Here is a 25,093-nt window from a genome sequence, read left to right on the forward strand (position 1 = left end):
TAATACTCTTGCTAATAGTACTGCGGTACTAGTTATTAAGAAAATACGGTCTACGATAGCCAAAAATACCTTGTTGTAATAATTTTTGCGCATCATAACGGCTTTTACTTCCAAGTCCTTTTAATACAATATTAAAACCAATACTGGTATCAAAAGTAGCTTGTTCTTGGCCTATCGCTTGATTCAAATCAGTTTCGATTTGGCGACGGCCTGTAATTTGAAACGCCCAACAGCACGATTCATACTGAAGACCGGTGAAAACTTCAATACTACGACCACTTTCTAAATCGCGGTGGTAGCTACCAACAAATTGCCAATCTCTTGTTAGTGGAATACTCGTAAATAAACCAACTTGTTCGATTGTATTGCCTGAGACATCATTTGCATAGCGATGGTTCAATTGTACAAGCTGTTTATCATCACCTTTATAATCTAAGGTGACATTAGATTGGATGATTTCTTTACCGTCGGTGTCATATTGAATACCACCAGACAAATACCAGCGACGGTGCCAATGTAACATGGTTTGCGCTGCAAACAAGGCATTGTAATTGGTATCTGTGCCTAATCCTTGAGATGTTGGTTTTGCTTCGTCGCTTAAATAGAATATTTGACCGGCACTAAAATTAAAGACTTCTTCATTATCGTTACTAAATAAACGCGTTGTTGCACCGAGTGTAAACTGGTTCGCTGTTGCAATACGATCGATACCTGAAAAGCGACGATCTCGAAACAACCCAAAAAAGTCATCTTGTAATTTAGTGGTGTCGTACAGGCCAATATTTGATTGATCTTTATTTGGTGTATACAAATACTGAATCTGTGGCTCTAGAGTTTGTATACCGTCTTTAAAGAAAAAAGCGGTTTCACGTTCAAAGTTTAGTTGGCTGTATAAACGGACTTTTGGCAGGGTACGCGTGACTTTTTCATCAAAATTAGTTCCGCTCAAATCACCATGCTGGTTATATTCTGTATGCAGTAAACTGACCTCAGATAAGAATGACCATGCATATTCTTGATAGCCTAAGCTTGCTTTGGGCTCAATGTGAAGACGGCTTGCTTCATCAATCACAGCATTATCATTGGTGAAGTAGCTTAATTCACCATCAAGGGTCAAATCGACACCATAAAAATCATAGGCATCAGTTTGCGAAAAGCTGATTTGCGGTAAGGCGGCATATGAATCTTTATGATCTCCCAGTACCTCAAAGCTTTGTAATTTGATATTGGTGCGCCACGTTTCTCCTAAATGCGTCAAAGAACCTGTGCGGTAAAGCTGAGTATCTGTGCGCGTTGCGTAGCTTGAATTTAAATCTGTTAGGTAATTATCATCACTGACGTTAGTTACATCGATTGCACCACGCCAATTTTCGCCAAAGTAGCTTTGTTGTTGCCAGTGGAATAAATAACGTGAGTCAACATTCGGCTCTTCGTCATCTTTATCTAAGTACTCGACGGCAACTAAGCCATTGTTATGTTCAGTCAGATAGCGGAACTCACCAATCATCTGTAAACCACGTTTGGACATATAACGTGGGGTAATAGTCGCATCGTAATTTGGCGCTATATTCCAGTAATAAGGGGTGATGGTTTCAATACCGTAACGGCCTGAGCTTGAGAAGTTTGGTGTGAGTAAACCTGACTTACGGCGATCATCTAACGGGAACGTAAAATACGGTAAGTATAAAACGGGCGTATCAAACACACGCAGAACTGTATTATGGGTTTCGCCCCAGCCATCATCACTTGATAGATCAATTTTATCAGCTTCGATTGTCCACACGGGTGTTTCACCAGGGCAGGTAGTAAAGCTTGCGTTCATCAGGTTTAGGCCAGACTGATTAACCGTTAGTTTTTCTGCACCACCATGACCAAGTTGGTCGGTGAGCTTATAGTCTGCACCCAGTAAGCTTAACTCTGAGTTATTTAAATCAGCATTGAGTCCCGAGCTGTTAATTTGGCTTACCTTATCGCGATAGACGATAGGCCCAGTTGCATTAAGTAGACCACGTTGTTTGTCAATCAGTGCACTTTGTGCGGACAAATTCATCGTTAGGGTGTTAATATCTACGTTGCCGGTAAATTCTGCGCTTTGGGTGCCCAATAGTTCAATATCATCAGATTTGATATCGATCATATTAAGTTCAAGGCCTGGGAGCGGTTGCCAAGCTCTGGTTTGCATTGAAGTGCCACAAAAATTGTGTGTCAGTTCAGTTTCGGCGAACGATGGTGCGCTAAGTACGCTTAGCATCATTATGCCCCAGGTTTTGCTCATTTAATGACCTTAATGCTCTTTGGTTGGATATAAGCTAGACATAATAAAGGAAAACAATGGCAAATACAGTAATTGACTTAGTGAAAAATAGATATCTTACTAAATGAATCGTTATAAAAGTTTACAGCAGTTTTTAAATCCTCACTTTAAAGAGGATGAATATCAGTTAGCCGCCATTACTGGTGATGCAAGTTTTCGCCGCTATTTTCGTGTAAATACAGGCGATCATAGCTATATCGTCATGGATTCAGACCCAAATAAATTAGATAACACACCTTACATTGAACTTAATAAAGTGTTTTCTAAGCATGGCTTTAAATTACCAAAAATTCTTCAAGCAGACGAGAAGCAAGGGTTTTTCTTATTAAGTGACTTAGGTAATACACACTTAGCTGATTTACTTGGTGATAATGATCGCACCTCACACTATAAACACTTAATAAAATTAAGTGCGCAATGGGCTCAAATCCCGCCAGCCCAGCATATGAAAGTATTTGATAGTGAATTTTTACAGTTTGAACTAAGCATATTCAAAGAATGGTTAGTTGATGTGTTTATTGGTTACACGATGCTGGATGAGCAGCAAAGCATGTGGCAGCGAGTATGTGAGTTACTAATAAATAATGCCCTTGAACAACCTAAAGTAACAGTGCACCGTGACTTTCACAGCCGTAATATTATGCGTACCGGCCAGCAGTGGGCGATTATTGATTATCAAGACGCAGTGCAAGGACCTGTTTGCTACGATCTCGTATCTTTATTAAGAGATTGCTATTTTCAGTTACCAGAAAAAGAGCTCGACTATTTATTACACTATGCGTATGACGAGTTTATTGCGCAGCAACTTATCAATGACGTATCATTTTCAGCGTTTAAGCGCTGGTTTGATTTAACAGGTGTGCAACGTCACTTAAAAGCCGCAGGCATATTTTGCCGCTTAAAATTACGCGATGGTAAGTCAGGTTATTTGAATAATGTACTGCCCACCCTTAAATACATTAGTAGCGTAAGTAAAGAATACCCTGAGCTTGAAACATTAAGTGAATGGATGGAAACAATCATTATTCCTTTAACTGAAAAGCGGTTAGCGGTAGAGATAAAATGAAAGCTATGATTTTAGCTGCAGGACGTGGCAAGCGGATGATGCCACTGACCGAGCACCTACCAAAGCCAATGCTTAAGGTTGCTAATAAGCCATTACTTGAGCACCATATTAATAATTTACGCCAAGCAGGTATTGTCGATATTGTCATTAATCTTGCGTGGCAAGGCGATAAAATAAAAAGTCACTTTGGTGATGGAGCTGCTTTTGGTGTGAATATTCAATACAGTCAAGAGCCCGAAGGCGGACTTGAAACCGCAGGGGGAATTATCCACGCTCTTCCTTTGCTAGGGGAGCAATTTGTGGTGATAAATGGTGATGTATTTTCTGATTATGATGTCAGCTCATTAACTCAGCTACATTTGCACTCTGGTGAGGCGCATGTCGTACTGGTTGAAAACCCAAGCCATAACCCTGCAGGAGACTTTGCGTTGAGCCACATGAGCCCTGAGAGTCAGAAGTATACGTTTTCTGGAATTAGCCGATATCATAGTGATTTTTTTAAAGACCTTGAAGCTGGAGTGCTTGCGTTAGGTCCTATTTTACGTGAAAGATTAGCTGAACACCGCGTGTCAACTGAGCTGTATATTGGTCAATGGAATGATATTGGCACACCAGCTAGGCTCGATGAGTTAAATCAGCGCTTAGCTGCTCAAGATTTTTAAGAGGATGTATTGACGATGTGGGGAAAAGTACTGGGTTTTTGTTTTGGCTTTATGTTTGGAAAATTCATAGGTGCTTTACTCGGTTTATACCTTGGTCATATGTTTGATCGCAGCTTAAAGCAAGACTTTGATAAAGCGGGGGGCTTTTCAGGTTTGTTTAAAGGCGATGATATTAACGAACGCCAAGCACTGTTCTTCTCGAGTTGTTTTGCTGTGATGGGGCACATTGCTAAATCAAACGGTCGAGTAAGTGAAACTCATATTCGCGCCGCAAGTTTGTTTATGGATGAGATGAACTTGTCAGGTGATGAGCGTCGCGAAGCACAAGATGCGTTTCGAAGTGGTAAAGAAAGTGACTTTTCACTAAAAGAAACGGTTCATGATTTTAAAGAACGTTTCGCACGCCGCCATGACTTATTACAACTATTTTTAGAAATACAAATTCAAATGGCGTTTTCCGATGGTCATTTAGCTGAACAAGAAAAGCAATTATTGCAAGAGGTCAGCAAACAATTAGGAATATCTCGTACTCAGTTTTCATTTTTACTTAAACGTTATCAAGCAGAGTTTGCATTTCGTCAGCAGCAACAACGCTTTTATGAGCAGCAAAACCAACAACGCAGCTCGCATAATGAGCAACAAGGTCATCGGGTGCCACCGAATAATGGTATGAACCGTGCTCAAGCCTTAGCATTACTTGGATTAAGCAATGATGCAACTTCGCGTGATATCAAAGTTGCGTATCGAAAGCTCATGGCGCAGCATCACCCAGATAAGCTGGTGTCACAGGGTCTACCAAAACATATGATGGAAGTCGCAGTAAAGAAAAGTCAGGATATTCAAGCTGCGTACGAATACTTAAAAAAGGCGGCGTAGAAAGCCGTCTACCTCTTTGAGCAGCCGCTCGTGTTGTTCAGGCTCAGTGGGTAAGCCAAACAATTCTCTTTGACGATAATCGTACTTTGCATGGCGTTTTACCCAGCGCTTTCGCTCATGAGCACTGTGTACGATATCTTGATTACCTTCACTGTAAAATATATCCAGTAGCGGTGGGCTGATTGTCGATAGTGTTGCGTTAAGGTGCTGGTTTCGCTCACTATTTGGTAAATAACCACTTAGGCTGATAAATGCGTTTACACTGGTATTAGGGAAACTGGCGTAATGTTCAATTAATAGCCCTGCGCTGGCACCTTGTGCAAGGACGATAATAGCGCCTTGTTCATCTAAGGCATTATTATAGAGCGCATTAAAGCGAGTAATTAGTTTGAGCTTATAGTCATTGAGTACAGCATCACTAATTGTTGGAGTTGCAGAGGCGAAGTGAGGAGTTTGCTCTTTTGGCTCTGTTGATGCTGTCGCAGTGTCACTTTGCGTATCGCTTGATTGTGTATCAGTGTCAGCAGGATGCCAATCTATATCAGGCATCGTCATGGCTGAAGTGGCATAACCTAAGTCATTAAGCTGTTTACGTAGAAAGTTTAGGCCAGTATTACTGGTCGGCGGGTGTTGCCAATCTGGAATGATTAAAACCACTCCTCGTTGAGTTGCCGCCATCGATTGACGATAAAGACAGATAAACTCATCATCACCAGCAAGCAAGGTACGCACCTCACCATCAGGAATAAAGCGCTGAATATCGTTACTAACGATACTTGACCAAGGTGTTGGTTGAATGAAGTCGAGTGCACTTACATTGCTTATAAACGCAAAACTAGTGGCGTAAAGTAATGTATTTAATGCTCTTGAAGTCATGCCGATATCCTAACTGAAGTCTAATTAGACTATCGGCACCTCATGCTAAATATTTAGCAATATTATTGTTAAAACTCAGGCGTGGCTTCAAAAACCATTTCTTTACCACTGACAGGGTGAGCCAAACTGAGCATTTCTGCATGCAGTTGCAGTCTTGGCGCCATCGCTAATGCTGCTGGGTGGGCGTAGAGTCTATCCCCTAAAATAGGATGGCCTAAAGACAGCATATGAACACGTAATTGATGCGAGCGCCCAGTAATTGGGGTGAGCTCTACACGAGTTGCATTGTCTTCATGCTCAAGCACTTTAAAATGAGTTAATGAAGGTTTGCCATTGTCATGGTCAACCATCTGCTTTGGACGATTAGGCCAGTCACAAATAAGTGGTAAATCCACTGAGCCAGTTGGTTGTTCGAGTTTACCAAACACGCGTGCAATATAACGTTTAGCGGTTTTTCTATCTTGAAATTGCATGCTTAAGTTACGATGCGCTTCTTTGTGCATTGCTAAACAAATAATTCCCGAGGTAGCCATATCTAAGCGGTGCACAATTTTTGCTGTTGGAAATACGCGATTAACCCGTGCAATTAAGCAGTCGGCGTGTTTTGGATCTTTCCCTGGTACAGTGAGTAAGCCGCTTGGTTTATTAACAATAAGTAAGTCATTGTCTTGATAAACAATGCTTAAGTAGGGAGTCATTGGGGGATTATAATTGAGTAACACAGCCAGCCTCGATGATTTTCTAGAGCGCTATTTTAAAGGAGCTGAGAGAGTTACACAAATGTTGATGGCAGTGCTTCGAAGGTAACTCCACGCTCATAAAAAACGCGATGTGAAAGCACACCGCGTTTATGATTGTCAACTTAAAGCTTAGTGCGAAACCACAATCAAACGAATGGCATCCAATTTAACTTGGGCTTTTTCGATATAAGTCGTCAGTTCACTGCGCTGTTTATCAAAAAAGTTAAGCTCTTCATCACGAATATTCGGATTGATTTGCTTAAGAGCGGCTAAGCGCGATTGTTCCTCAGCAAGTGCCGTTTGCATTTTTTCTAACGACGCAGCACGAAGTGCCTCAAGCTTGGTTTGTGCCATGCCTTGTGCGCTGGTGATCATTGGGTGAATAGCGCTTTGTAAAGCACTGGCTAACTTACTTGCTGTTTGACGGCCCACCGCTGATAGTTGCTGATTAAACGCGTCAAAGGCGACATTGTCAGCTAGGTTATTACTGCCTTTGTCTAGCAAAATACGAATAGGTGTAGGCGGTAAAAAACGCCCCACTTGTAGTGCTTTAGGTGCCATAGCTTCAGCAATGAAAATAAGCTCAACAAAGAAGGTACCAGCAGGTAACTTTTTGTTTTTCAGTAGTGCAACAGACGCTGTACCAAAGTCATCATCACAAATCATATCTAAGCTGCCTTGCACCATAGGGTGATCCCAACTGATGAAATGCGCGTCTTCTTGCGAAAGCGACGTACTACGGTCAAATGTCACTGTAATGCCATCATCTTTCAAACATGGGAAAGATGGGTTTAGCATGTGCTCTGTTGGTTTTAAGATAATGGTGTTTTCACCTTTGTCTTCTTGGCTTACGCCGAAGGTGTCGAACACATTAATCATATAGCTTGGCAACGTGAATTGATCATCTAGTTCTTCAATATCAGCAACTAGGCTCTCAGCACGCCCTTGACCACTAGAATGCAGCTCTAATAAGCGGTCACGACCACTTTCCATTTGTTTACGCAGCTGAGCATTTTGCTTAGCTACTTGCTCTAGAAGTGGCTCAAGCTCTTCTTCGTCACAATTATGAGAGCCAACAAACTCAAGTAATTCTTCACCAAACTCTTTATACAGCATTTGGCCTGTTGTTGAGGTTGTTTCAAACGCATCAAGGCCTTCATTGTACCAACGTAATAGAACTTCTTGTGCAGTGTTTTCGAAATACGGCACATGAATATTTACGTCTTGGGTTTGACCAATACGGTCAAGACGACCGATGCGTTGCTCTAACAAATCAGGGTTAAGAGGTAAATCAAATAATACTAAATGGTGCGAGAACTGGAAGTTACGCCCCTCTGAACCAATTTCAGAACACAGTAGAATTTGCGCGCTGTCGTACTCATCGGCAAAGAATGCTGCCGCACGGTCACGCTCAACGATTGACATTCCTTCGTGGAAAACAGACGCTTTGATTGCTTCACGCTCACGCAAAATTTGTTCAAGGCTAATAGCGGTTTCAGCTTTAGCACAGATAAGTAAGACCTTTTCGTGCTTAAGTGTTTTTAATGTCTCGATTAGCCAATCAACACGTGGATCAAATGCCCCCCAACTGGCATTTTCGCCTTCAAACTCTTGGAAAATCTTTTCCGGGAACAGTGCACGCAATGCGGTTAGTTCGGCGTTTTGAATACCCCCCATATTGCCCAAAACGGAGATAGCTGTTTTATATTGCTTCGGCATGGCCATAGGGTAGGCATGAAGTTTACGGCTAGGGTAGCCATCGATGCCGCTACGGCTATTTCTAAATAAAATACGTCCCGTGCCGTGACGGTCTAATAGCATAGATAAAATTTCGTTACGGGCAGCTTCATCACCTTGCTCTGCACTTGCAAGTAATTCGCTGATGTCTGTTTCTTTTAAGAGTGCTTTTAACGCGTTACGTGATACATCAACCAAGCCTTTTTCAGCAAGGAGTTGGTTAGCAGCTTCAGCAACATCTTTGTAGTTACTTTCTTCTTCAACAAACGCATCGTAGTCGTAGAAACGATCAGGATCGAGTAATTGCAAACGTGCAAAGTGACTGCGGTGACCAAGTTGATCGGGTGTCGCTGTTAGTAAAATAAGCCCCGGAATGTCTTGGCTCAACTCTGCCATACGTTGGTATTCAGTGCTTGGTTTACCATTATTAATACTTAGGTGATGAGCTTCATCAACGACCAGTAAGTCCCAGTCAGCCAGTGTAGCTTGTTCAAACCAGCGCTTTTTCTTGCTTAAAAACTCAAGGCTAGTAAGTACTAACTGTTCGGTTTCAAATACGTTTGGCGAGTCTGCAAATGCTTCGTCACAGCGTTCTTCATCAAAAATAGAAAAGCGTAGGTTAAAACGACGTAGCATTTCAACAAGCCATTGATGCTGTAAGTTTTCAGGCACGACAATTAACACTCTGCTTGCGCGGCCTGTAATGATTTGCTGATGTAAAATCATGCCCGCTTCAATGGTTTTACCAAGGCCAACTTCATCTGAAAGTAATACACGGGGTGCGAAGCGCTTACCTACCTCTTGAGCAATATACAGCTGGTGAGGAATAAGATTGGCACGCTGACCAATTAAGCCCTTAAGGGGGGATTGTTGGCGCTCAAACTGGTGTTGCCAAGTTTGGTAGCGAAGAGTGTAACGATCAAAGCGGTCTACTTGACCGGCGAATAAACGGTCTTGTGGTTTATTAAATTTGATAAAGTGATCTAAAAAGGTTTCTTTTAATTGTGCTTTCTCACCGTTGTCAGTACGAATACCGTGGTAGCACAATAAATCACCTTGTTCTTCAACAGACTCAACTTCAAGTTCCCATTCTTCAACGCTGCGAATAGTATCACCTGGATTGAATGCAACACGAGTAACAGGCGCTTCAGTTAAAGAGTAAACACGGTTTTCTCCACTGGCAGGAAATAAAATGCTGACCTGACGGCCTTCAAGGGCAACAACGGTGCCTAATCCTAAATCTGACTCTGTATCACTGATCCAACGTTGACCTAAGGAAAAATTCATATATGTCTCATCTATGAAGAAAAAAGGCGGCTATGTTACCTGTATCGTCTTGGTACTTCAAGGCAGTAAACTTGCCTTATACAATTAAATTTAGTCAATTATTTAAAGTTATTTTTTTGGTTGAAATTTGTATGTATTTTAACCGCTTAAATAATTGTAATTTTAGCTGTCATAAAAAAGACTTTTGCTACAAATAGACTAGACTGAGTATATACCTAACAAATAAATAACAGGTTCAATTCCCGCTTGTTTAGTTACTTGGGTATAGCATAAAAATCATAAAACGTAAGGAAAGTGCTATGGAAAAAGCTTCGAACCTTGATAGTAAAATGTATGTGCTCGATACCAATGTATTACTCCACGAACCCCTCGCTTATTTATCTTTCCAAGAACATGATGTTGTTATCCCCATGACAGTATTAGAAGAGCTCGACCACATTAAAGATAGAAAACATGATGTCAGCCGTGATGCTCGTGTTGCTATTCGTGGTTTAGATGAAGTGTTAAAAGATGCCTCTCCAGAGCAAATGTTACAGGGGGTGGCGTTACCCAGTAATAAAAAAGCGAAAGTTCAGTCCCGAGGTCGACTTATTATTGTTAACGACCACTTATTTGCAGACAGTATTTCTGGTTTACCAGGCAACGAAAATGATCACCGTATTATCAATTGTGCGGTGCATCTACAAAAACAGCACAGTGACAGCAAGGTGGTGCTGGTTACGAAAGACATCAATATGCGACTCAAAGCCAAAGGGGCAGGGCTTAAATTTGTTGAAGATTACAGAACTGATCAGCTGATTGATGACATCGCCTTACTGACCAGTGGCTATAAAAAAATAGAAGGCGATTTTTGGCAACAGGTAGGAGAATGCGAAACTGAGCAACAAGGGCGGGACACTTATCACCATGTAGCAAAAAATACCATCAGTGACGTATTTTGTAATGAATACATTCTTGATAGTAGCGATCACTTTGCTGCGCGAGTAAAAAGTTATGATGATAAACAAATCACGTTAAAAGATATCAGTGTTGAGCGCCTGATGAGCCACACGGCATGGGGAGTAAAGCCAAAAAATGTTTATCAAGGTATGGCGCTCGATGCCTTACTTGACCCAAGTATTGAGTTGGTTATTTTAACTGGCCCCGCAGGCTGTGGTAAAACACTACTTGCGCTTGCCAGTGCCCTTGAAATGATTATTGAAAAAGGCATTTACGACAAAGTTATCGTCACCCGTAACACACCAGAAATTGCTGAATCTATCGGCTTCTTACCAGGTACAGAAGAAGAGAAGATGGCTCCTTGGCTGGCTGCTATTACGGACACTTTAGAGGTATTACATAGAGGTGACGAGAATCCTATTTCGAGCCGTAATTACATTATGGAAAAGGCCAACGTGCAATTTAAATCGGTGAACTTTATGCGTGGCCGCAGTATTCAAAATGCCGTGGTGATATTACAGCCCCGAATTGGGGGTATTTTAAAGTTTTTACCCCCTTGTTTTTATTGGCCTGTAGAAAAAGTAAAAAGAATTTCCAAAAAAATTGATTACCTTAGCTACTCTGAGCAGTCTCTCAACAATAAACCTTTACTCAAAATTTGTAATTTACAAGAAAAGTACAACACAAAGCCTAGCAACGATTCAATCTTTTGGGAGGCTGCGTAATGAAAAGCTCTATTGATAATCGAAATCCTCGTGTACTAGACACATCTGCATTAGTACATGATCCAAAATCTATTTTTAGCTACAAAGATGATATTTACATCTGTCTAACTGTCCTTGAAGAGCTTGATAACCTGAAAGAAAGAACTAATAAATCGGTAAGTGCCGATGCCCGTATGTGCATTAGAATGCTTGAAGACATTATAAATGGACATACAGCCGAGGAAATGGAAATAGGTATTCCTTTACCATCTACCGAAACAGCCCAGAGAGGAAAGCTTTTCATTGGAATTGACACTCAATTGGATCTGGCTAAGGAGTTAAAGCACGGGATAGGAAGTGATGCTGATAACAGAATAATTAATTATGCTTTATATCTTCAAAAAGAACTCAATAAAGACGTAACAATTGTTAGCCGTGATATTAATATGCGATTGAAAGCTCGAACAGTTGGGGTTAGGGCTGAGGACGTTGCCGTAGATAATCAAATATCAGATATTGATCTTTTATACACAGGAGTACAGGCTTTTGAAGGCGATCTTTTTGATCGAATTGAATCAGATAAAGATTTCAAAGTCTCAGGAGAGGTTTATACATTCCCAATAAGCTTGTTCAACGATGAAGTTCAGCCAAACATGTATTGGTACGATGAAGCCGGACACATTGGCCGGATTTCAGAAGTAACAGATACTGAGGTATACACAAAATTATTGCCGCGTAAGCAAGAAAAGATATGGGGCATATTGCCTAAAAACCAGCGTCAGGCGGTAGCTTTAAGCCAATTAACAGACACTTACTATGATTTAAATATCATCCTTGGTCCTGCTGGCTCCGGAAAAACTTTTTTGGCAGTTGCTTCGGCGCTGCATCAAGTATTGGAGTTGAAAAAGTACAAAAAAATCGTTGTGGTGCGCTCCAGAGACTTTATGGACGACGATCCGGGATTCTTACCGGGGGATTTAACTGAAAAATCAATGCCTCTTCTGGCAGGTATTACTGACGCATTAATTTCGATGCACTCGGATGATAATCATGAAGGAAATATTCACGCTACAGTTGAACATGTGATCGAAAGAGCTAATATAGAATTTACCAGTATGGCTTATTTTCGTGGCCGTTCAATAGACGATGCTGTTTTAATAATTGATGAAGCACAAAATATGACCCGTGCTCAAATTAAAGGAATGCTTAGTCGCGGTGGCAAAAATTGTCGGACAATCGTATTGGGCAACCTAGCCCAGATTGACGATAAGTTTGTAACACCTGCTTCTTCTGGTGCAAGTGCGGCTGTTAATGTGTTTCGTCATTATGAAAAAGGATCAGTGCTGATTTTTGATGAAGTAGAGCGTAGTAGCTTGGCTGAATTCACTGAAAAGAATATGTAGGCATCAAACTACCATTCACATTTCCTTATAATATTGCGACAATGGCCACTGCTTTTTGCAGTGGCTTTTCAGAGAAGCCCGTTCCCACGAAAACAGGACGAAATGGATTTACTCTGAACTAAAAGATTAAATATTCACATAAAAACTGAGTGACATAGGTGCGTGGCCTAGCGTTGCCGTTTTTTGGTGTATTGATGTCTTTTAAAAAAGAAGACCTGCTAGTAAATATAAAAAGGCAGGCAAAACGATTATCTAAATTATTAACTATTCCCCTTGGACAAGCCCAAGAAGGGGCAGCTATTTGTCTATATGGCTGTGACAGTTACAGCGATTTACTAGTAAAAATAAAAGCTGAATCCTTTGACAACCCATTGATAGCACTGTCTGCACTCTCACCAAACTCGGAAATATTTTTAGTAAAAATATTAGCTAGCCACCTAGATAGCATTATTGGAAATTTTGAAAAAAAATTTCCCGGCTCCAATATAAATGAAGAGATGGTCGTATCCTTGTTTGGGCTTAGCTTTTCAGAGTTCAAACTCAAAATATCTACCTAAAGTTGTACAAATACGTAAGTTGTCATTTTGTTTTTTGGCGATATTATAATAAGAAGGCTGAACGGACAGCCTACGCCTACACATGTTTTTCGCCTTGAAAAACGTGAACAGTGAAGCGGAGCATCCGTAAAAATTTGGTTATTTGAACAATAAATAAAGCAATGTGTTGGTAGGCCATTGTTTATTAGAAAGTTGTTTGGAGAACTAAATGATCTCACTTTATCAATTAAAGAATAAACTCAATAAACAAGCAAAAGAGTTTGCTGAGTTATTAGAGTTTCCTGATCTTTACGCCCAAGGCCTGTGGGCTAGAGGTGTTTATAACTGCCCTCATTTTTCTGATACCCATAATAGCCTCACTGAAGCATTTGAACAGAAAAAACTGGATTCAATTCTAAAGCACGATTCCCTGAAATACTTAATGATCAATGAATACGATGATCAAGAAATTATTGAATCGCTTCATAAAGAAATTGAGTCAATGGCAAACCGTATTGAAAGCCTGATGCTGGTAGATATCGAAACATTAGAGTTAGTTTCAGTGATATACCAAGTATTAGGGTTGCCAGAAGATGCCAAGTTTATTGTAAACACTGGTGCTGACTTTAGGCTGGAGTGGCGACCATATTTCGATGCTTTTGATGATCCGTTGATAGTTCAATATGCAGATTTAAAAGTTCATGGTTGTTATTTCAGGCTCATAGCTTCAAAGTTTCCGGTTGAAAAGCTTTCCTTGAATGACATTAAAAAATACATGTACATCAATCATGTAAACCATGATAGTGAGTTCGAAGGCTGTATTTCTGAAGGAAATACATTTTCTAAGCATGAGCACTGGCTGGTGTTGACACTTGAATTATTCCGTAGCGGCAAAGTAAATAAGGCTCAGTTCAATCCAACAACCTTCAAAATCGAAGGTATGCGCTATTTGGTATATGGCTTCCCACTGATTCCTTCCTTTGTATCTGATTGGCACAAACCTGATTTATGTCTACAGGTTAAAAATCTAGATGGTGATCAAAAGTTCATTGTTCGTATCGATCAGCAAGCTCTTGTTTTCCATGCACGACGTGTCGATACCAATTTTTTTAACACCATCGATTATGAAAAATATATTTCGTTGTATCAGTCTAGCGTTCTGTCACATTTTGATGCTGACAACAATTTACTAAAAGTTAATGGAGTTAAGTACCTTAGTTTTTTCCGCCCGTTTTGCCTAGAAGATAAGAAGGAAGCAAAAGCATGAGACCAAGAGTAAAACTAACTAACGCAACACTTATCTCAATTAAATCTGACTTAGAAGATAAGGTTGAACAGGTGCTTTACGCTACTTTTGCTGAGGATAGTAAGAACGGTAAAAAAGGTGAGGCTTTGTTTTCCACGAAAGTCATGGAAGTAAACGGTCTTGAATATAGAACTTTTGGTGCTGACTTTTATATCTTAGATGCAGAACCCCAAAAGTTTGATGTAGATGTATTTGAGTTCAATTTAATGCATGAGTGTATGTACTCTCCAAATGAGCTATTAGAGTTGCGAGAAATGCTCCCTGCTGGCTATTAGTAGGGAGTAACAAATGGACAAAACATATTTAAAGGATGCTTACATACTCTCGGTCTATGACTATAAAGACTTTGAAAAATCATTTCTTGGGGAGTTTTTGTCAGGGGTTGTTATTGACGATGAAACATTCAGATTTCGGCCATTTGAGCAAATGGTAACTTCAAAGATTGTTAGCAAATCTGCTGATGAGGATAAGTTAGAAATATACACACATAGTGAGAGTTGTTATGTGATTGATGCTGACCATAAGTTAATTGATATTTCGTTTGTTGAACTGGTTGTTATGAGGGCGGGAGCTTATTCGGTAGATCGAGTTTTAGAAATGAGAGAGCAACTTAAGTCTCAAAATAAAAGCCATTGAATAACGAAGATAAGAAGTCTGATGAGATTATTATTTGTCACTTACCTCTTTGAAAAAGTTGACGTTAGTCAAATATTCATAAATGTTTACATGACATCAATTTACTTATTCGAAAATTTGTATTAGCATAGACATGTATATTTTTATGAGAATTTTATGTCTAAAGCATTTTCAAAAGTCTTAGTGATAACGCTTATGCTGTTTGCCTTTGTAGGGCAAGCATTTGCGTATTCTGCTATGCCTTGCGAAATGTCATCAGGTTCTCATGAATCACACATGAACATGAACATGGATCATGGTGATATGAATAAAAGCAGTAATGGTCAATCAGAAGATTGTTGTGACGTTGAATGTATTTGTCCTGCAAATGCTTGCTCATCTACGACAGTCCTAAATTCCAGTGTTGACTCGACAGATATTCAAATATTGAGTGAATCTGTAGCTGCTATGCAATCTAAACAACCTCATTCAATTTCCACTTCCCTTTATCGTCCACCAATTTTTGCCTAATACAGGATTAGTGCGTCCAAATTTCGCACACATGTAATTAATTTTTCTGTTAGTCAATATAGCGTCGTAGCGCTATAGCTATTTTCCAGCGACGTCTGGGGGCAAAAATGATCAATAAGTATTTAAAAATAGCAGTTGTAATGCTGCTTTCACCTGCGTTTGCAAACGCTAATGAACATAAGCATGCACACAATAACGACGTAACACCTTTGGAGTTAATCGTTTATAAAACCCCAACTTGTGGGTGTTGTAAAAAATGGATAACTCATATTGAAGACAAAGGGATCGTTGCGCATTCCAAAGATTTCCGAAACATCGGCAACATCAAAACTAAGTATGGTATCAAACCTAATTACCGTTCATGCCACACGGCAGTGAGTAGAAATGGGTTTGCCTTTGAAGGTCATGTACCGGCTAAGTTTATTCAGCAGTTCTTGTCAGAAGAGCACCCCAATGCGATTGGATTATCTGTCCCAGCAATGCCTGTTGGCTCTCCGGGTATGGAAGTCGGCGACCGCTTTATGTCATATAACGTATTAATTTTATTTAAAGATGGAACGAGTAAAGTATATGCAGAAGTTAAGGCTTATGAGGAGCAATTCTAATGAGATTAAATGTTTCAAGCCTTACTCTACTTTCAACTTCGCTAATGCTCGGCTTGTCTGTATTCTCAGCTCAAGCTGAGAAAGTAGTGTCACTTGAACAAGCTATCACCTTGGCTCAGCAAAATGATCCTTGGCTTCATGGGAGTCGGTTAAAACAAAGCGCGGTTGAAAATAGAAGTATCGCTTCAGGTACTTTGCCTGACCCCAAAGTATCACTAGGGATAATGAATTTACCAACAGATACTTGGGACTTAGATCAGGAAGGAATGACTCAACTAAAGGTTGGTGTTTCTCAAATGTTTCCTAGAGGTGATAGTTTAAAGATTAAACAAGAGCAATTAAAAATTGAGTCAACGAAATTTCCACTGCTACGAGAGGATCGTAAGGCTAAACTGATAAGCCAAGTATCACAGTTATGGTTAGATGCTTACTTAGCCCAACAAACCATTAAATTGATTGAAGCGGATTGGGCGCTCTTTGAGCAGATGGCGGAAGTTACTAAAGCTAGCTACTCAAATGTTGTTGGTAAAACCAGACAACAAGATGTTATTCGTGCTCAATTGGAAATCGTGCAGTTAGATGACCGATTAACTTCGCAAAAGCAGAAACTAGAAACAACAATCGCTCGCCTTAATGAGTGGCTTCATATCTACGATGCTGCTGGCTTGAATGAATCATTCAACTTTGATACGCAACCATTAGAGTTTAGGGTTTCTAAAAAGTTGCCTACAATTCATTTGAACAATTCAACAGTCCTAAAAGCATCTAATTACTCAAGAAATCTATTGGCTCAGGAGCTTTCGAATCACCCAGCCATACTTGCAATTGATATAAAACGCAAAGCTTCAGAAAAAGCAGTTGAGTTAGCTAAACAGCAATATGAGCCGCAATGGGGTGTTAATGCTAGTTATGCCTATCGTGACAATATGCCCTCTGGTGATAGCCGAGCTGATTTATTTTCTGTTGGAGTAACGTTTGATTTACCCTTGTTCACCGAGAACAGACAAGATAAGCAAGTTGCAGCTTCTATTGCAGATTCAGAGACTATTAAAACCGAGAAACTATTACTGACAAAGCAAATGATCAGTATGGTGGAAAAGGAGCTTAGACAGCTTAAGCGTTTATCTGATAGGCAATCTATCTATCAAGAACAACTCCTTAAACAAACTCATGACCAAGCAGAAGCGTCATTGACAGCTTACACAAATGATGATGGCGATTTTGCCGAAGTTGTTCGAGCAAGAATCGCAGAATTAAATGCCAGAATATCAGCCTTAAGAATTGATGTTGACGCACTTAAAACAGTTGCTCGTATCAACTATTTCTTTGCGCATTCTCAATCTAATTCAAATGCTGAACATAAGTCGATGCAAACTTCACACAAAACTAATCAGCACTTATCCAATCAGCAATTTGGAGAAAAATAATGTCAACGAATACTAAAACAATTATTGCCATCATCATTGGTGCTGCACTAGGTGCTGGAGCATTAAGTTTATATCAAGGTACAGGTTCAAGCGGTAATGGCAATGAAGCTACATCAGGAGAGAAAAAACCGCTGTATTGGGTTGCACCGATGGATTCTAATTACCGTCGTGACAAGCCCGGTAAGTCGCCTATGGGTATGGATTTAATTCCTGTGTATGAAGAAGGATCATCTGGTGATGACTTTGGCCCCGGAGCCGTAAAAATCGCGCCTCATGTAGTGAATAATCTTGGGGTTCGCACTGCTCCTGTTGAGCTTAAAAATATGCATACTGAAATATCAACCGTAGGTTACGTTCAATATGATGAAGATAAGCTAATTCACATCCATCCACGTGTAGATGGTTGGATAGAAAAGCTCTACGTCAAAGCCGCAGGTAATCCTGTTGAGAAAGGGCAGCCTCTATATACACTATATTCTCCTCAGCTAGTTAACGCGCAAGAAGAACTATTAATAGCTATAAAGCGCAATAATAGTTCCTTAATTGCGGCGGCCAAAGATCGGCTTAAAGCGTTACAGCTTTCAGCAGACTTTATTCAAAAGCTAGAAAAGACACGAAAGGTTCAGCAAAACATCACCTTTTACTCCCCTCAGGCAGGTGTTGTTGATGGTTTGAAGATTAGAGAGGGTTTTTATGTAAAGCCGGGAAACACCATATTAAGCATTGGTCAGCTAGATCAAGTTTGGGTTGAAGCAGAAGTGTTTGAACGTGACGCAGCCTTAATTAAAGAGGGACTTCCTGTATCAATGACACTTGACTATTTACCCGGTGAGGACTGGGCTGGTGTCGTTGATTATGTCTATCCAACCTTGAACAGTAAAACACGCACACTCAGAGTGAGGTTGAAGTTTGACAACCCTGACTATCAATTAAAACCAAACATGTTCGCACAAGTCTCTATTCACGCTAATCAAGCTGATAGCACCATACTTGTGCCTAAAGAAGCTGTTATTCGAACAGGTAAACAAGACAGAGTTGTACTTGCGTTAGGGGATGGCCAGTTTAAATCTATTGAAGTGACTATTGGCCGTGTTGATATCGATAGTATCGAAATCTTAGAGGGCCTTAATGAAGATGATGTTGTGGTGACATCAGCTCAATTCTTGATTGATTCTGAATCAAGTAAAAGCTCTGACTTTAAACGAATGACTCACGATGAAGTGCCCAACTCTGTTTGGATGCAAGGAGATGTTAATAGTGTTATGACTGGGCATCGCATGGTTAATATCAGTCACGGCCCCGCTGAAGCTTGGGATTGGCCTGAGATGGTTATGGATTTTACTGTGGCTGAAAAAGTTGATATTGACTCATTAAAGTCTGGTCAATCTTTGCACTTTGAGGTGAGTAAAACCGAAGATGGTGGATATGAAATTACTGGAATTCATATCATGAGTGAGTCTGCTGATATGAGTGAAGAAGTATCTTTTGCAACAGTATCAGGTCTAATCAATGCGATTAATGTTGATACGCGTATTCTAAATATTAGCCGAGGCCCAATAGAGAAATGGGATAGACCTGCTGCGACGATGGATTTTATAGTCGCGGACAATATAGAAATAGTTGATTTCAATGTTGGTGATAACGTCACTTTCACTTTTGAGGTGAGAAATAATTTGGTTATCACTGAAATCTATCTTGAATCAAATGAGCAACTAAAGCATGAACCTAAAAGTGCTGTTGACCATTCAAATCATTAAGTTAGGAGATAAATAATGATTGAATCAATTATTAGGTGGTCGATAGGTAATCGCTTTTTTGTCATCTTAGCTACCTTAATTTTGATTGGTGGTGGGTTATTCTCAATTAAAAATACACCAGTTGATGCATTACCAGATCTTTCTGATGTTCAAGTGATAATTAAAACGAATTATCCCGGTCAGGCACCACAAGTAGTGCAAGATCAAGTTACTTACCCTTTAACAACAGCAATGCTGTCAGTTCCGGGGGCTATTACAGTTCGGGGGTATTCATTTTTTGGAGACTCCTTTGTTTATGTCATCTTTGATGAAGACACCGATTTATATTGGGCAAGGAGCAGAGTACTTGAATATTTAAGTCAAGTAGCCCCTTCGCTACCTGCTACCGCACGCCCACAACTAGGACCTGACGCCACAGGCGTTGGCTGGGTTTATTTATATTCCCTTGTAGACAAAACGGGCAGCTTAGATATTAGCCAATTGCGTAGTATTCAAGATTGGTTCTTAAAATATGAATTGCAAACTGTACCGGGAGTTTCTGAGGTTGCTGCTGTTGGTGGCATGGTTAAACAATATCAAATACAAGTCGATCCCGATAAATTAAGAGCCTACGGTATACCACTTAGTCACATTCAAATGGCACTTAAACGTGGTAACCAAGAAACAGGTGCCTCAGTTGTTGAAATGGCGGAAGCAGAGTACATGGTTACCGCAACTGGCTATATCAAAAGTATTTCCGACATAGAGTTGATCCCTCTTGGTGTTAACGCACAAGGAACCCCGCTTACCATTGGCGATGTGGCGGAAGTCAACCTAGGTCCACAAATGAGACGAGGCATTGCTGAACTAAATGGTGAAGGAGAAGTCGTTGGTGGTGTTGTTGTTATGCGCTTTGGTGAAAACGCACAAAAAACTATTGATGGAGTAAAAGCCAAATTAGAAGAGTTAAAAAAAGGTTTACCCGAAGGAGTTGAAATAGTTACGGTTTATGATCGCTCTGGCTTAATAGGAGAGGCGGTAGAAAACCTATGGAGTAAATTGCTCGAAGAGCTTGCTGTCGTCGCGATTGTATGTGTTGCATTTCTGTTTCATTTGCGATCTTCGATTGTTGCAGTTGTCACTCTACCTATTGGCATCTTAGCTTCATTTATCATCATGCATATGCAAGGTATCAATGCGAATATTATGTCATTAGGTGGTATCGCTATTGCAATTGGTGCGATGACAGATGGCGCAATAGTGATGATTGAAAATATGCATAAGCATATGGAAAAGACACCGCTAACGGATGAAAATCGTTGGCAAATAGTCTCGAAAGCTGCAAGTGAAGTCGGTCCAGCACTATTTTTTAGTTTGCTCATCATTACAGTCTCATTCTTGCCAGTATTTATTTTGGAAGCGCAAGAAGGAAGAATGTTTTCTCCACTTGCTTACACAAAAACATATGCAATGGCCGCATCAGCAGGCTTAGCGATAACATTAGTTCCTGTTTTAATGGGGTATTTTATTCGAGGAAAAATTGTTTCAGAAAAGAAAAACCCTTTAAACAGACTGCTTATTGCTATCTACATGCCTGTTTTAAAGCAAGTTATGAAGTTTCCTAAATCGACAATAGTAGCAGCAATATTAGTGACGATTGTTGGTTTTTGGCCTGTCGATAAAATTGGTAGTGAATTTATTCCTCCTTTAGACGAAGGCGATCTTATGTATATGCCGACTACCTATCCGGGAATTTCCATTGGTAAGGCAAGAGAAATTCTACAGCAGACAGACAAGCTAATTAAAACAGTGCCAGAAGTTGAAACAGTATTTGGTAAAGTAGGAAGAGCTGAAACTGCAACTGATCCCGCGCCTCTAACTATGATTGAGACCTTCATTCAGTTGAAGCCTCAAGAAGAGTGGCGTGAGGGAGTTACAACAGAATCTCTAAAAGCTGAGTTTGATAAGTTGGTTAAGTTTCCGGGCTTGACGAATGCTTGGGTTATGCCAATCAAAACTCGTATTGATATGTTGGCAACAGGTATTAAAACGCCAGTAGGTATTAAAGTAGCAGGAGCTGATTTAAATACGATTCAAGAGATAGGGCAACAAATAGAGCAATTGTTACCAGAGGTGACAGGAACCGCTTCAGTTTATTCTGAACGAGTTGCAGGTGGACGATATATCAAAGTTGATATTTCTCGTGAGAAAGCAAGTCGTTTTGGATTAAACATCGATGACGTACAACAAGTAGTTTCAACTGCTATTGGTGGGATGAATGTCACTCAAACAGTAGAAGGTCAAGAGCGTTATCCTGTCAACTTGCGATACCCACAAGATTATCGTGACTCTCCAGAGCAGTTGTCGCGCTTGCCTGTTGTCACTCCAAATGGACAACGCATCGCACTAGGTGACGTAGCTGAAATAAAAGTAGAAGTAGGCCCTCCGGGGATCAAGAGTGAAAATGCACGTATTAATGGTTGGACGTTCATTGATATAGAGGGCGTTGACGTAGGTACTTATGTTGAAAGTGCAAAAGAGCATTTAGCTAAAAATCTTATATTACCAGCAGGTTATTCGATTACTTGGGCTGGTCAATACGAATATATGGAAAGAGCCAAAGCCAAGCTTACTTACGTTGTTCCATTGACGCTCGCCATTATTGTTATTTTGCTTTATTTGAACTTCAGAGCGTTTAGCGAAGTTGCGATCATCATTGTGACTTTACCGATGGCAATGATCGGTGGGTTATGGTTGATGTATTTAGAAGGGTTCAACTTCTCTGTAGCAGTTGGTGTAGGCTTTATTGCTCTGGCTGGAGTAGCTGTTGAGATTGGCGTAATAATGTTGGTATATCTCAATCAGGCGCTCGCTGAACTTAAGGAAAAAGCGAAAGAGCGAGCAGAACTCATCTCAGAAGATGAATATCAAGATGCCTTATTGCACGGTGCTGGATTACGTGTTCGTCCTGTAATGATGACAGTAGCGACAATCATTATCGGCCTAATGCCTATTTTATATGGTACAGGAACAGGCTCTGAGGTAATGAGTCGTATTGCTGCACCAATGGTAGGTGGGATGACAAGTGCAGTCCTGCTAACTCTAATTGTTTTACCCGCGATTTATTCAATCGTTAAAAAGCCCGAAGTAAACGCCTTTAACAAGGAACTTTCTAACTCGGAGCTAAAAAACAATGCTTAGAAAAGCTAGGAAGTACCATAAATGGCTAATGGCATTTGTAGGGATACAATTCCTTTTCTGGTCGATTACTGGTGTGTATATGGTGACTATGGATATTCACTATATACACGGCGAAACCTTGGCTAAGAGTGAGGAAGCCAAAATAGATTTAGCAAGTATGGATTACTCCATTGTAAAGCTAGCTGCGGATTATCCTAAAGCTAGCCAAGTTACACTTACTCAAAGTATGGGCCGTCCTTTGTATTCTTTTATTAATGGAGAAAATGGAAAAGTAGCAATAGATGCTAAAACTGGAGCTGTTCAGGCCCTTGTAGATGAAACCAAGGCTAAAGAAATCGCACAATACCATTATGTGCTGAATCATCAAATCGACAGCATAAGGTTGATTAAGTCAGCGACAAACTTGCCTGCTGAGTTGTCCCCAAGGCATTTACCTGTTTGGAGAGTGACGTTTGAGCAATTCTCCACACCGACATTTTATATAAGTCAACAAACAGGATCACTTGTTGCCAAGCGTCATGATTACTGGCGATTGTTTGATTGGATGTGGCGGTTCCACATTATGGATTACTATGATGGAGAAAACGTATCTAACTGGTTTTTGTTCTTGGTCGCAACTCTAGGTCTAATGGGAGCAATTACTGGCGCAGTATTGACTTATTACCGAGTGCTTTCCCCAAATAAAAAGAGAGTCATTTGATGCGACTATTTAAGTTAAATACAACGATACACAAGTGGCTTTCTTTATTTGTTGGTTTACAACTGCTTATTTGGTTGGGAACGGGCCTTTACTTCAATTTGATGGATCACAGTAAAGCCAGTGGTAATGAACTTAGAGTTCATTCTCATCATGAAGGTAGCATTACAGGCTTTGACCTATTCCCTATTAAAGACATTACTAGTAATGCTCCGCAGGAAGTAAACCTTATATGGGTTTTACATCAGCCTTACTATCATTTTGTGTTCGATAAGGGGCAGCATAGCTATCAAGAACGCCACTCAAAGCTATTTGATGCTGTAACAGGAAAGCCATTTAATTTGTCTGAAGAACAAGTACTAACTTTGGCAAAAAACTCCTACTCAGGACAGGGTAAGTTAACTACTCCAGTGTTATCTCAACCTCCGTTTTCTGATCACGTAAGGCAGCAAAATCCTATGTGGCAAGTTGCCGTTGAGGATGAGAACAATACAACTATTTATTTAGATAGTATTACAGGTCAAGTACTTCGCCATGCCAATGATGATTTCAGATTGAAAGATCTGATGATGAAGCTTCACTTTATGGACTATGGCAATTCTGGAGGATTTAACCATTGGTTGATCATTGCATTTGCTTTTGCAACGCTATTCCTTTCAATTACTGGTGTTACTTGGCTGATACAACAGTATAGAAGTGGTTTACTGAAGCTAGGTTGGGGCACTAACAGGCAAAAAGTGGCAGTGACGTTTTCCAATGAAAATACTATTACTGACATCTCAGCAGTTGGTCGCTCAACTGTATTAGAAGGGCTAGCTAGTTCACATGTATACCTTCCTTCAGGTTGCGGTGGTGGCGGTACTTGTGGCAAATGCGTGTTCTTAAGTTCAACTAAATTACCTATCACACTATCTGAACAGGAACATTTATCTCAGGAGCAACTTAAGGAAGGTTATCGGCTTGGATGTCAGCATAGGTTCTCTGAAATTAGTTCGATTGAAGTTAATACTGATCGCAATATTGAAAATCATGAGCTAGTTGTGGTTGCGACTAATTTCATTACTCCTTTTATCAAGGAAGTGAAATTTAAGCTGAAATCAGGCAAACAGTTGGCATTTAAAGCTGGTGCATATATGCAATTTGATGTGCCAGCAGGGATGAATAGCTTACGTCCAGATGATATGCCAGAGTGCTATGAAAAATACTGGGATAGCTACTATCATGGAAAATTTTCTCATAACGGTGTAACTCGCCACTACTCATTAGTTAACTTTGACGAGGAGTCTGATGAGTTAATGTTTAATATCCGTTGGCAGACCGCAAAGAATGGTTTTAAAGCAGGAATAGGTTCAAGTTATTTAGGTTCACTCCAAGTAGGTGAAACGATAACTGCAAGAGGCCCTTTTTCTGATTTTTATGCCACTTCAAATAAAAAAGTTAGTCGCGTGTTTATAGGTGCGGGTTCAGGACTTGCACCACTGAGGTCTATTATTTTTGAACAGTTGAAAAAGCATAAAGATAAAAGTGGTTTGACTCTTATCTATGGTGCGCGAACTGAAGATGACTTGCTATACCATAATGAATTGAAGTCACTGAGTGAGAAGCATAAAAACTTCTCTTATATTCCTACTCTTTCTAATCCTTCAGAAGAATGGCAAGGGCACTCAGGCTATGTTCAAAAAGTACTTCTGCCGTATATGAACCAAAAAGCAGAACTGCATTTGGCTGAGTTTTACTTGTGCGGTCCAGAAGCAATGATGAGTGAAGTGGAAAAAATAATTACAGATGCTGGGATTCCAAGTAATCAAATTTTCAAAGATAAATTTAGTCGTTAA

At 40.2% G+C, this 25,093-nt stretch carries 20 protein-coding genes; 16 read left to right on the forward strand and 4 right to left on the reverse strand.

The annotated features are described in order from the left end of the window. Positions 1-28 precede the first annotated feature (28 nt). A complete protein-coding gene (lptD, locus tag L3Q70_RS02780) occupies positions 29-2,275 on the reverse strand; it encodes an LPS assembly protein LptD (RefSeq protein WP_062570090.1) in 2,247 nt (748 codons plus the stop codon). A gap of 103 nt (positions 2,276-2,378) precedes the next feature. Here lptD and L3Q70_RS02785 point away from each other — a divergent pair, with 103 nt between their 5' ends. Genes L3Q70_RS02785 through djlA form a run of 3 tightly spaced genes read left to right on the forward strand, consistent with a single transcriptional unit; the run spans position 2,379 to position 4,918 of the window. Continuing rightward, on the forward strand, positions 2,379-3,380 hold the full coding sequence (locus tag L3Q70_RS02785; protein ID WP_237114822.1) for a phosphotransferase: 1,002 nt from the start codon (positions 2,379-2,381) through the stop codon (positions 3,378-3,380). Then, complete coding sequence (gene murU, locus L3Q70_RS02790; protein ID WP_193988334.1) at positions 3,377-4,042, forward strand: N-acetylmuramate alpha-1-phosphate uridylyltransferase MurU; 666 nt, start codon at positions 3,377-3,379, stop codon at positions 4,040-4,042. Before L3Q70_RS02785 ends, murU begins: the two co-directional genes overlap by 4 nt. A gap of 15 nt (positions 4,043-4,057) precedes the next feature. Beyond that, positions 4,058-4,918 (forward strand): co-chaperone DjlA, encoded by an 861-nt coding sequence (gene djlA / locus L3Q70_RS02795; RefSeq protein ID WP_193988335.1) that lies wholly within the window; start codon positions 4,058-4,060, stop codon positions 4,916-4,918. On the opposite strand, the gene L3Q70_RS02800 is transcribed toward djlA, so the two are convergent. The 3 genes from L3Q70_RS02800 to rapA all read right to left on the reverse strand — a co-directional run bounded on the left by L3Q70_RS02800 (position 4,901) and on the right by rapA (position 9,558). Then, positions 4,901-5,794: a DUF3530 family protein gene (locus L3Q70_RS02800; RefSeq protein ID WP_237114823.1), complete on the reverse strand. Its 894-nt coding sequence runs from the start codon at positions 5,792-5,794 to the stop codon at positions 4,901-4,903. The genes djlA and L3Q70_RS02800 overlap by 18 nt on opposite strands. A gap of 68 nt (positions 5,795-5,862) precedes the next feature. After that, complete coding sequence (rluA, locus tag L3Q70_RS02805) at positions 5,863-6,516, reverse strand: bifunctional tRNA pseudouridine(32) synthase/23S rRNA pseudouridine(746) synthase RluA (RefSeq protein ID WP_237114824.1); 654 nt, start codon at positions 6,514-6,516, stop codon at positions 5,863-5,865. Positions 6,517-6,663: 147 nt separating this feature from the next. Continuing rightward, the gene (gene rapA / locus L3Q70_RS02810) at positions 6,664-9,558 is read right to left on the reverse strand and encodes an RNA polymerase-associated protein RapA (RefSeq protein ID WP_237114825.1); all 2,895 of its coding nucleotides are present in this window, start codon (positions 9,556-9,558) and stop codon (positions 6,664-6,666) included. 299 nt (positions 9,559-9,857) lie between these two features. Here rapA and L3Q70_RS02815 point away from each other — a divergent pair, with 299 nt between their 5' ends. The 13 genes from L3Q70_RS02815 to L3Q70_RS02875 all read left to right on the forward strand — a co-directional run bounded on the left by L3Q70_RS02815 (position 9,858) and on the right by L3Q70_RS02875 (position 25,093). Continuing rightward, complete coding sequence (locus tag L3Q70_RS02815; RefSeq protein ID WP_237114826.1) at positions 9,858-11,222, forward strand: PIN domain-containing protein; 1,365 nt, start codon at positions 9,858-9,860, stop codon at positions 11,220-11,222. Then, a complete protein-coding gene (locus tag L3Q70_RS02820) occupies positions 11,222-12,604 on the forward strand; it encodes a PhoH family protein (RefSeq protein ID WP_016708262.1) in 1,383 nt (460 codons plus the stop codon). The genes L3Q70_RS02815 and L3Q70_RS02820 overlap by 1 nt, the downstream gene beginning before the upstream one ends. Positions 12,605-12,798: 194 nt before the next feature. After that, on the forward strand, positions 12,799-13,161 hold the full coding sequence (locus tag L3Q70_RS02825; RefSeq protein WP_016708261.1) for a hypothetical protein: 363 nt from the start codon (positions 12,799-12,801) through the stop codon (positions 13,159-13,161). Between the two features lie 208 nt (positions 13,162-13,369). Continuing rightward, the gene (locus L3Q70_RS02830) at positions 13,370-14,407 is read left to right on the forward strand and encodes a hypothetical protein (RefSeq protein WP_016708260.1); all 1,038 of its coding nucleotides are present in this window, start codon (positions 13,370-13,372) and stop codon (positions 14,405-14,407) included. After that, a complete protein-coding gene (locus L3Q70_RS02835; protein ID WP_045979610.1) occupies positions 14,404-14,721 on the forward strand; it encodes a hypothetical protein in 318 nt (105 codons plus the stop codon). The genes L3Q70_RS02830 and L3Q70_RS02835 overlap by 4 nt, the downstream gene beginning before the upstream one ends. 13 nt (positions 14,722-14,734) lie before the next feature. Then, positions 14,735-15,082 (forward strand): hypothetical protein, encoded by a 348-nt coding sequence (locus tag L3Q70_RS02840; RefSeq protein ID WP_045979609.1) that lies wholly within the window; start codon positions 14,735-14,737, stop codon positions 15,080-15,082. Positions 15,083-15,238: 156 nt separating this feature from the next. Continuing rightward, positions 15,239-15,592 (forward strand): hypothetical protein, encoded by a 354-nt coding sequence (locus tag L3Q70_RS02845; protein ID WP_074988940.1) that lies wholly within the window; start codon positions 15,239-15,241, stop codon positions 15,590-15,592. A gap of 107 nt (positions 15,593-15,699) precedes the next feature. After that, positions 15,700-16,197, forward strand: coding sequence for a DUF411 domain-containing protein (locus L3Q70_RS02850; RefSeq protein WP_016708256.1), 498 nt, complete (start codon positions 15,700-15,702; stop codon positions 16,195-16,197). Further along, positions 16,197-17,624: a TolC family protein gene (locus tag L3Q70_RS02855; protein WP_016708255.1), complete on the forward strand. Its 1,428-nt coding sequence runs from the start codon at positions 16,197-16,199 to the stop codon at positions 17,622-17,624. Before L3Q70_RS02850 ends, L3Q70_RS02855 begins: the two co-directional genes overlap by 1 nt. Beyond that, a complete protein-coding gene (locus L3Q70_RS02860) occupies positions 17,624-19,381 on the forward strand; it encodes an efflux RND transporter periplasmic adaptor subunit (RefSeq protein ID WP_016708254.1) in 1,758 nt (585 codons plus the stop codon). Before L3Q70_RS02855 ends, L3Q70_RS02860 begins: the two co-directional genes overlap by 1 nt. 15 nt (positions 19,382-19,396) lie before the next feature. Next, positions 19,397-22,561: an efflux RND transporter permease subunit gene (locus L3Q70_RS02865; protein WP_074988939.1), complete on the forward strand. Its 3,165-nt coding sequence runs from the start codon at positions 19,397-19,399 to the stop codon at positions 22,559-22,561. Beyond that, a complete protein-coding gene (locus L3Q70_RS02870) occupies positions 22,554-23,261 on the forward strand; it encodes a hypothetical protein (RefSeq protein WP_008109638.1) in 708 nt (235 codons plus the stop codon). Before L3Q70_RS02865 ends, L3Q70_RS02870 begins: the two co-directional genes overlap by 8 nt. Continuing rightward, on the forward strand, positions 23,261-25,093 hold the full coding sequence (locus L3Q70_RS02875) for a 2Fe-2S iron-sulfur cluster-binding protein (RefSeq protein ID WP_045979604.1): 1,833 nt from the start codon (positions 23,261-23,263) through the stop codon (positions 25,091-25,093). Before L3Q70_RS02870 ends, L3Q70_RS02875 begins: the two co-directional genes overlap by 1 nt.

Origin of the sequence: Pseudoalteromonas sp. CF6-2, from assembly GCF_021729425.1 — a bacterium.
GTDB classification, from domain to species: Bacteria; Pseudomonadota; Gammaproteobacteria; order Enterobacterales; family Alteromonadaceae; genus Pseudoalteromonas; species Pseudoalteromonas arabiensis.

Excerpts from the sequence above, each read along its gene's own strand:
- lptD (WP_062570090.1), bottom strand. The coding sequence starts at position 2,275 with ATGAGCAAAACCTGGGGCATAATGATGCTAAGCGTACTTAGCGCACCA.
- L3Q70_RS02785 (WP_237114822.1), top strand. The coding sequence starts at position 2,379 with ATGAATCGTTATAAAAGTTTACAGCAGTTTTTAAATCCTCACTTTAAA.
- murU (WP_193988334.1), top strand. The coding sequence starts at position 3,377 with ATGAAAGCTATGATTTTAGCTGCAGGACGTGGCAAGCGGATGATGCCA.
- djlA (WP_193988335.1), top strand. The coding sequence starts at position 4,058 with ATGTGGGGAAAAGTACTGGGTTTTTGTTTTGGCTTTATGTTTGGAAAA.
- L3Q70_RS02800 (WP_237114823.1), bottom strand. The coding sequence starts at position 5,794 with ATGACTTCAAGAGCATTAAATACATTACTTTACGCCACTAGTTTTGCG.
- rapA (WP_237114825.1), bottom strand. The coding sequence starts at position 9,558 with ATGAATTTTTCCTTAGGTCAACGTTGGATCAGTGATACAGAGTCAGAT.
- L3Q70_RS02815 (WP_237114826.1), top strand. The coding sequence starts at position 9,858 with ATGGAAAAAGCTTCGAACCTTGATAGTAAAATGTATGTGCTCGATACC.
- L3Q70_RS02820 (WP_016708262.1), top strand. The coding sequence starts at position 11,222 with ATGAAAAGCTCTATTGATAATCGAAATCCTCGTGTACTAGACACATCT.
- L3Q70_RS02825 (WP_016708261.1), top strand. The coding sequence starts at position 12,799 with ATGTCTTTTAAAAAAGAAGACCTGCTAGTAAATATAAAAAGGCAGGCA.
- L3Q70_RS02830 (WP_016708260.1), top strand. The coding sequence starts at position 13,370 with ATGATCTCACTTTATCAATTAAAGAATAAACTCAATAAACAAGCAAAA.
- L3Q70_RS02835 (WP_045979610.1), top strand. The coding sequence starts at position 14,404 with ATGAGACCAAGAGTAAAACTAACTAACGCAACACTTATCTCAATTAAA.
- L3Q70_RS02840 (WP_045979609.1), top strand. The coding sequence starts at position 14,735 with ATGGACAAAACATATTTAAAGGATGCTTACATACTCTCGGTCTATGAC.
- L3Q70_RS02845 (WP_074988940.1), top strand. The coding sequence starts at position 15,239 with ATGTCTAAAGCATTTTCAAAAGTCTTAGTGATAACGCTTATGCTGTTT.
- L3Q70_RS02850 (WP_016708256.1), top strand. The coding sequence starts at position 15,700 with ATGATCAATAAGTATTTAAAAATAGCAGTTGTAATGCTGCTTTCACCT.
- L3Q70_RS02855 (WP_016708255.1), top strand. The coding sequence starts at position 16,197 with ATGAGATTAAATGTTTCAAGCCTTACTCTACTTTCAACTTCGCTAATG.
- L3Q70_RS02860 (WP_016708254.1), top strand. The coding sequence starts at position 17,624 with ATGTCAACGAATACTAAAACAATTATTGCCATCATCATTGGTGCTGCA.
- L3Q70_RS02865 (WP_074988939.1), top strand. The coding sequence starts at position 19,397 with ATGATTGAATCAATTATTAGGTGGTCGATAGGTAATCGCTTTTTTGTC.
- L3Q70_RS02870 (WP_008109638.1), top strand. The coding sequence starts at position 22,554 with ATGCTTAGAAAAGCTAGGAAGTACCATAAATGGCTAATGGCATTTGTA.
- L3Q70_RS02875 (WP_045979604.1), top strand. The coding sequence starts at position 23,261 with ATGCGACTATTTAAGTTAAATACAACGATACACAAGTGGCTTTCTTTA.